Here is a 12,433-nt window from a genome sequence, read left to right on the forward strand (position 1 = left end):
CGGTTGGCGCGAAAGGGTGCGATCCAGCCCACACACCGCAGTGCGAGAAGGTAATACACGCCGTCGGCCCGGGAACGGCGGTCATAGGATGAAAGGGATGACCACCACCCAAGCAGGCAAAAACTTCAGCCTCCGCAGCGTCGCGCTGCCGGCATTCGGGCCGGCTGTGCTGTTTTGTGTCGGCGAAGGGGCTGTCCTCCCGGTCATAGCACTATCAGCGCGCGATCTTGGCGCCTCGGTGGCGGTATCGGCGTTGATCGTGACGCTGATCGGGTTGGGCTCCTGGTTATTCAACATCCCGGCGTCGATCATCACCGAGAAGTTCGGTGAACGGTGGTCGATCGTCGGAGCCGGTACAGTGGGCGCAATTGCCCTCGGCGCGGCAGCGTTCGCGCCGCAAATGGACCATGGACTCTGGCTGTTGGCCGCCTCCATGACGTTGGTGGGCATGGCAGCCAGCGTGTTCAACCTCGCCCGGCAAAAGTTCCTCACCGAGGCCGTCCCCGTGATGTTTCGCGCACGAGCCCTCTCAACTTTGGGCGGAGTTACCAGGATAGGCCTCTTCATCGGGCCGTTCGTGGGTGCTGCCGTGATGCAGTTCGCAGGGATCGGCGGTGCGTATTGGGTGGGCTTCGGTGGCATGCTGGCGGCCGCTGCATTGTCGCTCACCATCCCGGACTTGGTCGCCCCTGCAACGCCCGACGGCGGTCCTCAACCTCCTGCGACCACCTTGCGGAGTGTCGCTATCTCCCATGCCGGGGTTTTCCTTACCGTCGGCTTCGGCATTCTCCTGTTGAGTGCTTTGCGTGCATCACGACAGGTTGTCATTCCGTTGTGGGCGGACCATTTGGGACTCGATGCCACTCATGCTTCTCTGATTTTCGGCCTGTCCGGAGCGATCGACATGCTGGTGTTTTACCCCGCCGGGAAACTCATGGATAAGAAGGGGCGGCAATGGGTGGCCATCCCTTCCACAGTGATCATGGGCACGGCGTTGATCCTGGTTCCCTTCACCGCAGGATTCATCCCGCTGCTTCTGGTCGCCTTGCTCATCGGGTTCGGCAACGGCATCAGCTCGGGGCTCATCATGACGCTCGGCGCTGACTTCTCTCCGGACAACGGACGGAGCCACTTTCTGGGGATCTGGCGATTCATGGCCGATTCGGGCGCAACCGGTGGACCCGTATTGCTGTCCGGGTTGACGGCGGCATTCTCGTTGTCGGCGGGCGTCCGGGCCACCGGCGTACTGGGCTTCGCGGCGGCGGTGGTGTTCGCCGTCGTAATTCCACGTCTGAAGCACCGGCGCAACTACTAGCTATTCCGGTGGGCTGCATCCGGCGTTTCCTGCCACGGACACCCCCCCTTGCACAAATTCGGATCCCGCAACGCCCGCTCTCCAAAGCACACCTCTGTCCAGTCCGAGGGCCGCACGGGACCCGGACGGATTTCGGGGACGCGTTTCCGCAATGTTCACCCCAGCGCTATGCGGCGGCCCGCCAATCTTCGCGCCGAAGCTGTTGGCCGCCCCTACGATCCCGAGTGGCGTCTTCGGACACCACTCCTTCATTCGTACCTATATCTGGAGACACCTGATGCGACGTACTCTTCCATTCCTGGGCGCCGCCGGCGCCCTTGTGGCCGCTGCCGTGGCTGCGGTCACGGTCCTGGGCGGTCCTGCCGCACCTGCCGTTGCGGCCCCGGACGGCAATAACGGCCGGACCAAAAACGTCATATACCTTCTTGGTGACGGCTTGGGCCGCACGCACATCAGCGCCGCCCGCGAACGGTTCTACGGAGCCGAAGGCAAGCTGGCCATGGAGACCCTACCGGCCCAGGGCTACGTCAGCACTTACGCAGTGGAGAAGAAGTCCGGGCAGCCCGGTGAAGCGGATTTCAAGCCCAACCTGGTCACCGACTCGGCCTCCGCAGCCACGGCTTGGGCCTCAGGCGTGAAGACTTACAACGCCGCCCTCGGTGTAAACGCCAAGGGCGCGGTGGTGCCGACCGCGATGGAACTGGCCAAGCAGGCCGGTTACCGCACCGGAAACGTCTCCACCGCGGAGATCACGGACGCGACCCCCGCGGCTCAGATGAGCCACGTCCTGGCCCGTGGTTGCCAGGGTCCGGTCTATTCCGCCGCCGCGTGCCAGGACACGGCCGTGACCGGCGAGGTGCTGCCCACCAGTGATGTCAGGGTTACGCCGGTCGCTGACCAGATCGCCCGCAACGGCACCGCCGACGTCATCTTCGGCGGCGGACTGGGACGTTTTGACGCCGCTGATGAAACCGCTTTGAAGGAACAGGGCTACTCAGTACTGGGGTCGGCGGCAAGCCAGATTCCAGCCACCCGAACCGACCTGAACGCAGCATCCGGGGACAAGGTCTTCGGCCTGTTCAACAAGGGCAACCTCACCGTAGAAAAAGCCAAGCAGGACAACCCGTCCGCACCCCAGGCCCAGGAACCCTCCCTGCCTGACATGACCAAGAAGGCCATCGAACTGCTGGACAGCAAGAAGGGCGCCAAAGGCAACGGTTTCTACCTGCAGGTCGAAGGGGCCCTGATCGATAAGCGCTCCCACGCCAACGACGCAGCCCAGGCCCTCGAGGAGGTCAAGGCCTTCGACGATGCCGTGGCCGCCGCTGTGGACTTCGCCAAAAAGGACGGCAACACCCTGGTGATCGTGACCGCCGACCACGAAACTGCCGGCATGAACATCATCGAGAAGGGCTCCTTCACCAACGCTGAAGCAGCAGCACCTCCGGCCAACGTCGACGGCGGGAACCCGGCCAATAACTCCACCCCGTCACGGCCCGGCGGAAACATCAAGGACCCGGCCCGGTCCACCGGCATCATCAACGGCAACGGCGCAGCGGACCCGCGGAACTTTGGCCCGGCCACCTTCCGTACCCCGAACGACCCGGCCGAGGTCAAGGACGGCTCCAAGGAAGCCAGCCTGTGGCTTAGCTACCTCTCCGGAAATCACACCGGCGCCGACGTTCCGGTGTACGCCTTTGGCTCTGGGTCCGAACAGCTCCAGGGCAGTGTGGACAATACTGATCTCTTCGACATCGTAGGCAAGGCCCTGCGCGTCCTTCGCTGACCTGACCATTCCACCCAAGGGGTCCGGGAGAATCTCCCGGACCCCTTGGACAGAGAAAGTGCAACAATGCGCCGTCGAATCATCGTCCCTGCCGGTTTGCTCACCGTGGCCCTGGCCCTTTCCGGGTGCCTGCCGATCACCGCACAGCAACCCACCGGGGAGGCAGCCGACCGCCCGTTATCCACGGCAGTCAAAACCTCCTTTCCCGGGCTGGCCGCTGCCGATGGCGAGCCGGACCTTCCCGGTCTTCACGCACCGGGGCCGGTCAAGGGCCAAGCGCTGCAGGTCCCGGGCCCGTTCGATGACAGGTTTGTACTCGAGGACCTGGCCTTCAACGGGTCGGCAGCCACTGGGACTCTCAGCACAACAGGCACCACGGGCTCTCTTCTGGACCTTCAGATCCTTGCCGGTTTCTACAATGACAACGGCAATCTGCTCGGCACAGCACGGTTCGAGCACCACCAAGGAGGCGAGGGGCCCCAGGGGCAGGCAACGGAAGGACGGATCAGCTTCACAATCGTTGTACCAGCCCAATTCCAGGGAATGGCAATTTCCGCGACGCTCGGTGTGCCCGTCTTCGCCAGCGAATAGGCCTCAAGTGACAGCCGCGTATTGCTGGCATCCATCAGAATCCTTACCCTTGAAAGAAGCGTTGCGAGACCGGATCGGCAATGCCGGGCGTAGGCCTGAAGAGGACCCCGCCCCCGATTACTCAAGTGCTTCACTGGCGCACCATGGCGCATTTCATGAATCCACCCCATCAATGAAGGGCAGTGTTGATTGTTGTGCACATCAAAGAATTCTGGGACCAGCTTTCTCCGGACACGCAGCAATGGCTCATTGATAATCCGGGAACCATGATTGTGCCGCGGACCGTCACCGCCATCATCAATGGCGAAACAGGGGAGAGCGATGGCGTCGACGCACACGGTGGCACGCACCTCACGGATGAGGACCGGCACTTCATCCATGAGCAGGCGCGGGCGCGTGCGTCATCTGTTACAGCGGAAGAGCCCAAATTCTTCGACTCGGTTGGCCCTGCAGACTAGGCTTTTGGGGCTGGGCGCCCTTTAGCGCCGAATGCCCCGGTAAGCACTGGTGCGCCGGGCGCGTAGGGGTGCGCCGCCGTCGTAATTAGCGCGCTAGCCCTTGCGCGCCGCCAGGCCGAACAGCCATGTGCCGCCGAGTGCGGACAGGTACCCGGCGACCACGATGAAGGCTGTGCCGGCCCGGAAGTAGTCGATGGTGCTGTCTGTGCTCAAGCCGGGCATCACCTGCAGCAGCGAGTAGGCCGCCACGATACCTGCGATCACCAGTGCCGCAACAGTGAGCCAGACCCATAGGCGCGACGCAGCCCAATGCTCGCCGTACCCCTTCCAGACGTTCCAGCTGTTGCCGGTGCGGAGGACCAGCCAGCCCGCCGGGAGCATCACTGCAGCTACCACCAGGTATGCAGCCACAACGTCGGCCGGGCGGTGCCACTGGTTGATGAGCGTGGAGACGCCCGTGGCAACAGCGAAGGTGCCGCCAAGGAAGCCTGCCAGGGGGCGCCAGCGCGGCGAAACCATGAGGAACACAGCAGCTGCAGCGGATGCGGCCAAGGTGGTGTGTCCGGACGGGAGTGAGTTCAGCTCCAGGGTTTGGACGCCGCGGTCCGGTCTGTCCGGGATGAGGAGCTTGAGGATCTGTGTTGCTGCGTTGGCGGCGATGCAGGCTGCCACAGCTATTCCGGCGGCGGTCCAGCGGCGGCGGGCGACAGTCACGAAGAGGACCATGATGGCGGCGATTGCCAGCGACAGCATGGGGAGCATGTCCAGGAATCCCGTGGATGCCCTGCCGGCTGTTCCACCCAACGCCGTGGCTTCAACGAGTGCGGACTCGTCAATGAACTGGCCTGCGGTGGTGCGCACAAAGAAGTAGTACGTTGCAGCCAGGCCAACGGCGCTGGCGATCGTAGCGAAGCAGAAGAGGAAGCCTGTTCCTGTGCCTGCGGCGCGTCCTTGGAGCGGCCGTTTGCTCGACCTCCCGCTGGTGCGGAATTGCTGGGAACTCATTCTGACTAGACTGCCACAGTTCTCTGGACGGCTCGTGTGAGCGCGCTTGAGCGTGGCGGGACAAGGTGAGTCGTCTGCAACATGCTTGTGATGCTTGACACGTGTTAGGTCACAGGTTTAGGCTTCCTAACACGTGTTAGGGAAGGAAATCCACATGTCGGGAACCAATGGGGCTTTACGCGAATTCACACGTAGAAGCGCCCTCACAGCCCTCGGCGCCGGAATTGTTGGAGTCACTGCGGCGTCGTGGCCGCGGCTGACGGGGGCCGACATTCCAGGCCGGGGAGACAACAGCCTCAGCATCGCGATCATGGGCACCGCCGCGGACGCCGCAGCCCGCCAGAAGGTCATTGACGCTTTCGCCAAGGTCCACCCCGGGATCAAGGTCAAGGTCCAGGCGATCCAAGCCGTGGACTGGAAGGACTTCTTCACCAAGATCCTCACCATGGTTGCTGCCGGAACCCCACCGGACGTGGTGTACGTGGCAACGGAAGGCGCCCAGCTCTTCGCCGAGAAACTGGCCCACCCGCTGGACGAGTACCTGCGGCGGGACGCGGACCACATGAAGGAATACTTCGAAGACGTCCACCCCAGCCTGGTGGAAGCGTTCATGTACAAAGGCAGCCTGTTCCAGCTCCCCATCGACTGGAACGCCGCCAACATGTACTACAACACCGCGTCACTCCGCTCGGCAGGCCTGGAACGGCCCTCCGACAATTGGACGCACACGGACTTCCGCAACACCCTCGCCGCGATGAAGAAGGCCAAGCCGGCCGACTTCACTCCTTATTACTGGACCAACCGCCTCTTCGGGGGAGTAGTGCCGTGGCTCTACTCCAACGAGACCAGCTTCCTCAAAGAAACCAAATCCCCCGGCGGCGACTGGCTATGGGACAGCTTCTACGCCAACGACCCCACACGCAGCCTTCGCTCCGGCGGCTACCAGTGGCTCGAACCCAACGCCGACGATCCCAGGGTCTTCGAATCCTTCGACTACCTCCGCGGACTCGTCAAGGACGGGCTGGGTGTCCGCCCGGAGGAAGGCGGCGGCAGCGCGTTGATCGGCCTCTTCGCCTCCAACAGGATAGGCACGACGCCGGCAGGCGGCTATTGGGTCCAAGGCCTCCATGAGGCGGGGATGACAGAGAACGACTTCGACGTCCAGTTCTTCCCGAAATGGCGGACCCAGCGCCACCAGTTCGGCACGGCAGGCTACGCGATCATGAAGACCGCCAAGGACAAGGACGCCGCCTGGGAATGGGTGAAGTTCAGCTCCAGCCGTGAAGCCATGCAGATCGTCTTCCCCACACCGAACACCACACCTGCCCGGCGGTCCATGGTCAACGAACAGCTCTACGCCGGAACCGGTCCAAAGAACTGGAAGGTCTTCTACGACACCCTGGACAAGTTCCCCACCACAGGTCCCATTCCGGCACCACCCCAGCAGGCCGCCGTCGAAACCGCCCTGATGAAAAACGTGAGCCTGGCCGTCAGTGGAGACGAGCGTCAACTCAAGGACGCCCTCAATTCCATGCAGCGAGACCTTGAACTGGCCCTAAGGAGGCAGCCATGAGCACCGCAACCAGTACGCCTACGGGGACGGGGAGCGAGCCGGGCCGCCGCCAGGCAGCCCACAAGAGCGGACAGGGCTCCAAACGAGGTCGAGTGCAGCAACGCTGGCTGCCTTGGGCTTTCCTGGCACCGACCATCGTGGGCATGGGCATCTTCACCCTGCTGCCGATCGTCGCTTCAATTGCGCTCGCCTTCTTCCGCTGGGACATCATCTCTGCGCCGACGTTCGTGGGCTTCGACAACTTCGCCGAGGTAGTCCAGGACCCCACCGTCCGGGTGTCGTTCCTCAACACGATCGTGTTCGTGGTGGTGGCTGTGGCCCTCCAGCTCGGACTCGCGCTGGGCTTGGCCATCATGGTGCAGGAGAAACTCCCTGCCTGGCTGAGGGTCTTCTTCCGCTCGGCCTTCTTTTTCCCGCTGATCTTGTCCGCGGCGTCGGTATCGATCTTCATGCGGTACCTCTTTAACGAGCAATTCGGCGTGGTGAACTGGTTGCTGTCCATAGTTGGCATCCCAGCGGTTCCGTGGCTGACGACGCCAACAGGATCGGCCGCCGTCGTGATTCTTGTCTATGTGTGGCAGAACTTCGGGTTCTCGTTCCTGCTGTTCATCGGTGGTCTTGCCTCCATCCCGGTGGAGACATATGAGGCCGCCTCGATCGACGGCGCGACGGGTTGGCGCAAGCACTGGTTCGTCACCCTGCCACTGCTGAGCCCCACCACTCTGGTGGCCTCGGTCATGGCGATCATCAACGCGCTGCAAGTGTTCGACCAGCCCTACGTGCTCACCCGCGGCGGACCTGGAGACTCAACACGCACGGCCGTGATGGTGATCTTCGAGTCTGCGTTCCAGCGTCTCGAGTTCGGCCAGGCCTCGGCGATCGGCGTGATCCTGACGCTCATCATCATGGCCATCACAGCCGCGCAGTTCCGGCTCAGCAAACGATTCGTCTTCTACCAGTAAGGCCCGCCATGACTACCACTCAAGAACGTGTCACCACCACGGCGCCTGTACTAAAGCGGAAGAAGCGCGACTGGTCAGTGGCCATCCGCGTCATCGTCTTGCTGATCGCGTCGGTCTTTGTCCTGGGCCCCGTGTTGTGGACGCTGTCCACATCCCTGCGGCCGCCGTCGGAATCCTTCCAGCTGCCGCCCGCCTTCCTGCCACTGAACCCGGACCTGACCTCCTACGAGCAAGTGTTCAAGCAGCTCAACATCGTGGCCTTGGTGGTGAACAGCGCGCTCGTTACCGGCCTCATTGCCGTAGGGCAAATGCTGACCGCGGCCCTGGCTGGCTACGCCTTCGCACACCTCAAGTTCCGGGGCCGTGGCGCGTTGTTCTCCATTGTGCTGGCCACCATGATGGTGCCCGCGCAGGTCACTATCGTGCCCGTGTTCATGCTGATCCGCGGCGTCGGGCTCTCGGACACGCTACTTGCCCTGATCATTCCGGCTATCCCGACGGCGTTCGGCACCTTCCTGATGCGCCAGTACTTCATGGGGTTGCCCGGCGAGCTCGCTGAAGCGGCTGCGATCGACGGCGCCTCGCCGTGGCGGACCTTCCGGTCCGTGTACGCGCCGCTGGCCATGCCGGGCCTCGCGATCGTGGGCATCCTGGCGTTCAACTTCCACTGGAACGAGTTCTTCAGGCCCCTCATCATGACCATCTCCGAGCAGAACTTCACGCTTCCGCTGGGCTTGGTCTCGCTCCAAGGCAACCTCGGCACTGGCAGCATCTCAGTGGTCCTGGCCGGCGTTGTCCTTTCCATGATTCCCGCTCTGGTGGTGTTCATGTTCGGCCAGCGTGCGCTGCAGGACGGGCTCACCGCCGGTACGGGCAAGTAATTTTCGATCTCTTTTGAAAGGGGTTCCGTTGACGGACCTTGCACTCACTTCCTCCCTGGCCATGGCGGCGACGCACCCGGATCCCGCGTTCCCGCGCTTCCACCCGAGGCCTGCACAGGGCTGGATCAACGATCCCAACGGCATCAGCTACATCAACGGCCGCTATCACGTTTTCTTCCAGTACAACCCCGACTCGGCGCGGCATTCGCAGATCCAGTGGGGGCATGTGAGCTCTGCAGATTTAGTGCACTGGGAAGAGCACCCCGTGGCTCTCTCACCGCAGCCCGGTGGGCCGGACTCCGCCGGTTGCTGGACCGGTGTGGTGACCTTGGATGAGGGCGTGCCCACTGCGTGCTATTCGGGTATCAAAGACCACGGCGGCCATTCGCAGGTTGTCATTGCCCGCGGTTCCTCTGACCTGGTGACGTGGAAGCAAGACGGGCATGTTGCTGCATCCATGCCTGCTGATCCGCTGGTGACCGCCGTGCGCGACCCCTTCATCTTCCACTTCAACGGTGCCAGATACGCCATGCAAGGAGCCGGCCTCTCTGACGGACGTGCGGCTCTGCTGTTGTACACAGTGGACTCCCTGGACGACTGGCATTACCAGGGGATTTGGCTGACCACGGCCGATCCCGTGGCTGCTGCGCATACACCGGCCGAGATCTGGGAGTGCCCGCAGTTGGTGCAGGTGCCTGTTTCTTCGGGTGGCTCAGCCTCTTCGGGTGGCTCAACCTGGGTCATGATGTTCTCCCTGTGGCTCTCCGGTGACGACCACGAGCACGCCAACGGGGTGGGGCACCTGATCGGGTCCCTTACCGCGGACCCCCTCACCGGGCTGCCCGTTTTTACTCCGTCCTCCGGCGGGAAGTCCGATCTTGGGCGTGACTTCTACGCACCGCAGATGGTGCAGCTCTCATACGCTTCGGCCGGTTCTGCTCCTGGTTCTGCTCCTGCGGCGCTGTTGTGGGGGTGGGCCAACGAAGGTCCCGGACGCGACGGCCGCCGAGGCCGGACCCAGGAAGAAATCGACGACGCCGGGTGGTCGGGTGTGTTGACGCATCCGCGCGTTGTCTCCGTGGCTGACGGGGCTTTGGTGATATCTCCTGCGCCCGAAATTCCCGCCTACCGAGGCGGATCCCTGGCCGTGGGTACTGTTGGTTCGGTGAGCTTGCCTGCGTTTACCGAGGTGCTCGTGAAGGGTGGCCCCTCAGCCCCTGACGCCGGAGCCGTGGAGTTGATGCTGGGTTCGGGGGCCGACGCCCAGGTGGTCTTCTGCGGCTCCATTGCAGCGGGGGAGGAACTCCGGATCTTCATCGATGCGTCCCTCGTGGAGGTATACCGTACAGGTTCTGTAGCTACGACGCTGCGTGCCTACCCGGCTCCGGGGGAGCAATGGCAGCTCACAGTGCCCGTCGGCGCGACTGCCAACGCGTGGGAGTTGAGCCTTCCAGCGTAGGCGGCAAGCCGGCGTCGTGCGCGTGTCGTGGGGCCTGTTGTGTCAACCCATGCCTCAAAGCTGTATGCCGGTGTATTTGGTTTCCTGGTAGGCCTCGAGGCCCTCGATGCCCCCTTCGCGGCCGAGGCCTGATTGCTTGGTGCCACCGAAGGGTGCGGCAGGGTTGCTGACGAGTCCGCGGTTGACACCGGTCATGCCGGCGTCGATGGCGTCGGCAACGCGAAGTGCCCGCGCGAGGTCCTTGGTGAAGACATAAGAGGCCAAGCCATACGGAGTGGCGTTCGCCTCGGTGATGGCTTCCTCCTCGGTGCTAAAAGTGTAGATTGCTGCCACGGGGCCGAAGATTTCTTCGTCCCGGATGGCGGCGTTGGTGGGGATATCGATGAGAACGGTGGGCTGGTAGAAGTAGCCCGGGCCGTCCAGGATTTGGCCGCCCGTGAGGCAGGTTGCTCCCTTGGCAAGGGCGTCGACGACGAGGTTGTGAACGGTGGCACGTTGTTTGTCATCGATCAGCGGGCCGACGTCGGTACGGGATTCATGGCCGTTGCCTACGGTGACCTCGGCAAGTCGTGCGGTGAAGCGTTGAGTGAACTCATCCGCGATTCCGGACTGGACGTAGATCCGGTTCGCGGCGACGCACGACTGGCCCCCGTTGCGGAGCTTGGCCAGATAGGCGCCTTCAACGGCCGCGTCCAGGTCTGCGTCGTCGAACACGATCAGCGGCGCGTTGCCGCCAAGTTCCATGGAGGTGTTCATGACGTTCTGCGCCGCTTGGGCCAGAAGCACGCGGCCAACCTGGGTGGATCCGGTGAAAGAAACCTTCCGAATCCGTGTGTCGTTCATGATGGCACCGATCAGGTCGCGGGAATTGCCTGTGACTACCACGTTCACCACACCGGCGGGAACACCTGCTTCCTGGAGGACCTTGGCCAGCAGCAACGATGTGAGCGGGGTCTGGGCAGCAGGTTTCAACACGGTAGTGCAGCCGGCGGCGAGGGCGGGCGCGATCTTGCGGGCCCCCATGGCGAGTGGGAAGTTCCAGGGGGTTATGAGGAGGGAAGGACCAACGGGCCTCTTGGACACGGCCACGTGATAGTTCGAACCCGGTTCGATCCCGAACTGGCCTTCAGTGTGGATCCGACCGGCGGATTCAGCGAACCAACGGAAGAATCCAGCGCCGTAGTCCACTTCGGATTGCGCTTCGGCCCAGGGCTTACCCATTTCATCCACGATCAGGCGGGCGAAGTCGTCCCGTCGGTTGATGATGCCTTGGTAGGTGCGGGCGAGAATATCGGCGCGCTCCCTTGCCGGAGTTGCTGCCCAACGGTCCTGCGCGGTGCAGGCGGCGTCCAGTGCCGCCAGGCCTTCTTCGATGGAGGCGTCTGAGACGTGTGCAATTGCTTCGCCGGTGGCCGGGTTGATGACGGGCAGGGTGGCGTCTGTGGCGGAGGGTGTCCAGTTCCCGCCGATGAAGAGCCGGGTCTCGGGAAGGTCCAAGGTGGTTTCAGTACTCATGGGATGTTGCTCCTGTTACGTGCTTTGGCGGAGGGGCAGCGGGGCCTGTGATGTGACCGTGCCTCGCTGGATATTGCTAAAACGCGGTGTATCCGCCGTCGACGGGGAGAACCGCTCCGGTGATGTAGGAGGATTCAGGCGAGGCCATGAAAAGGATGGCGTCGGCAATCTCTTCGGGCGTGGCGAGGCGTTGGAGTGGAATCTGGCCTTCCCGCTGACGACGGTAGGCCTCAGGATCATCGCGGCGCTGGATGGAGGCTGTGATGATGGGGGTAGCGGTCAGTCCGGGAGCAACCACGTTGACGCGGATGTTCCGTGAGGCCCACTCAATAGCGGCGCCCTTGGCCAGCATGATAAGGCCGCCCTTGGCCGCAGAATACAGGACCTGATCTGCCATGCCCACCGTACCGAGCCGCGAGCCGACGAGCACGAATGAGCCTCCCTTGGCGGGCATTAGTGGCGCGAAGTGCTTCATCATCAGGAAGGAACTCAGCAAGTTGCTGTGAAGCACGTTCTGCGCATCCTCGTAAGCCATGTCCGTGAGAGGCCCGGTGACCTGTAAACCGTGATTAAGAACCACCACGTCCACGGTGCCGAAGGACTCTGCAGCCTGGCGGGCGAGGCTTTCGACGAATACCTCGTCGTTGAGGTCGCCGGGAACGTAGAAATCCTCGGGCTGTGCGTTGTCGGGTTGTTTCCTTCGGCCGGTCAGGAGGAGGCGGGCTCCTTCGCGGCGAAAGTGTGAACTCACCGCTTCGCCGATTCCGCTGCTGGCTCCGGTTACCACGGCCGTGGTCTTATCAAGTCTCAAGTGGGACACTCCATGTGTGAGGTTGATGGTTTGGGTTGCGGGCTTGGGGAGTGCCGGGGGACGGATGCTCAGTCCCC

The 12,433-nt window shown here is 63.1% G+C and carries 11 protein-coding genes; 8 read left to right on the plus strand and 3 right to left on the minus strand.

All coding sequences use genetic code 11. The features are described 5' to 3' along the window. Positions 1 to 97: 97 nt before the first annotated feature. The 4 genes from ACLRGI_RS08575 (at position 98) to ACLRGI_RS08590 (ending at position 4,150) form a co-directional block, all read left to right on the plus strand. Positions 98 to 1,315 carry an MFS transporter gene (locus tag ACLRGI_RS08575; protein ID WP_419201249.1) on the plus strand — a complete coding sequence of 406 codons (1,218 nt, stop codon included), beginning with the start codon at positions 98 to 100 and terminating at the stop codon, positions 1,313 to 1,315. Positions 1,316 to 1,592: 277 nt separating this feature from the next. Then, a complete protein-coding gene (locus ACLRGI_RS08580) occupies positions 1,593 to 3,101 on the plus strand; it encodes an alkaline phosphatase (RefSeq protein WP_419201250.1) in 1,509 nt (502 codons plus the stop codon). Between the two features lie 66 nt (positions 3,102 to 3,167). Further along, complete coding sequence (locus ACLRGI_RS08585) at positions 3,168 to 3,692, plus strand: hypothetical protein (protein ID WP_419201251.1); 525 nt, start codon at positions 3,168 to 3,170, stop codon at positions 3,690 to 3,692. Between the two features lie 182 nt (positions 3,693 to 3,874). Beyond that, on the plus strand, positions 3,875 to 4,150 hold the full coding sequence (locus tag ACLRGI_RS08590) for a hypothetical protein (protein ID WP_419201252.1): 276 nt from the start codon (positions 3,875 to 3,877) through the stop codon (positions 4,148 to 4,150). A 93-nt stretch (positions 4,151 to 4,243) separates the two neighbouring features. Here the strand turns inward: ACLRGI_RS08590 and ACLRGI_RS08595 are convergent, their stop codons facing one another. After that, positions 4,244 to 5,155, minus strand: a complete 912-nt coding sequence (locus ACLRGI_RS08595; protein WP_419201253.1) for a phosphatase PAP2 family protein — start codon at positions 5,153 to 5,155, stop codon at positions 4,244 to 4,246. Positions 5,156 to 5,309: 154 nt separating this feature from the next. Between ACLRGI_RS08595 and ACLRGI_RS08600 the strand changes: the two genes are divergently transcribed. The 4 genes from ACLRGI_RS08600 to ACLRGI_RS08615 are packed head-to-tail and all read left to right on the plus strand — an operon-like array spanning position 5,310 to position 10,030. Beyond that, on the plus strand, positions 5,310 to 6,728 hold the full coding sequence (locus tag ACLRGI_RS08600; RefSeq protein WP_419201254.1) for an ABC transporter substrate-binding protein: 1,419 nt from the start codon (positions 5,310 to 5,312) through the stop codon (positions 6,726 to 6,728). Continuing rightward, entirely contained in the window at positions 6,725 to 7,690 is a 966-nt protein-coding gene (locus tag ACLRGI_RS08605) for a carbohydrate ABC transporter permease (RefSeq protein WP_419201255.1), read from the plus strand. Before ACLRGI_RS08600 ends, ACLRGI_RS08605 begins: the two co-directional genes overlap by 4 nt. An 8-nt stretch (positions 7,691 to 7,698) precedes the next feature. Continuing rightward, the gene (locus ACLRGI_RS08610; RefSeq protein ID WP_419201256.1) at positions 7,699 to 8,571 is read left to right on the plus strand and encodes a carbohydrate ABC transporter permease; all 873 of its coding nucleotides are present in this window, start codon (positions 7,699 to 7,701) and stop codon (positions 8,569 to 8,571) included. A 28-nt stretch (positions 8,572 to 8,599) separates the two neighbouring features. Beyond that, a complete protein-coding gene (locus ACLRGI_RS08615) occupies positions 8,600 to 10,030 on the plus strand; it encodes a glycoside hydrolase family 32 protein (protein WP_419201257.1) in 1,431 nt (476 codons plus the stop codon). 54 nt (positions 10,031 to 10,084) lie between these two features. On the opposite strand, the gene ACLRGI_RS08620 is transcribed toward ACLRGI_RS08615, so the two are convergent. Then, a complete protein-coding gene (locus tag ACLRGI_RS08620) occupies positions 10,085 to 11,545 on the minus strand; it encodes an NAD-dependent succinate-semialdehyde dehydrogenase (RefSeq protein ID WP_419201258.1) in 1,461 nt (486 codons plus the stop codon). 76 nt (positions 11,546 to 11,621) lie between these two features. Next, complete coding sequence (locus ACLRGI_RS08625; protein ID WP_419201259.1) at positions 11,622 to 12,356, minus strand: SDR family NAD(P)-dependent oxidoreductase; 735 nt, start codon at positions 12,354 to 12,356, stop codon at positions 11,622 to 11,624. Positions 12,357 to 12,433 lie beyond the last annotated feature (77 nt).

Origin of the sequence: Paenarthrobacter sp. PPS72 (assembly GCF_048537125.1) — a bacterium.
Taxonomy (GTDB): Bacteria; Actinomycetota; Actinomycetes; order Actinomycetales; family Micrococcaceae; genus Arthrobacter; species Arthrobacter nitroguajacolicus_E.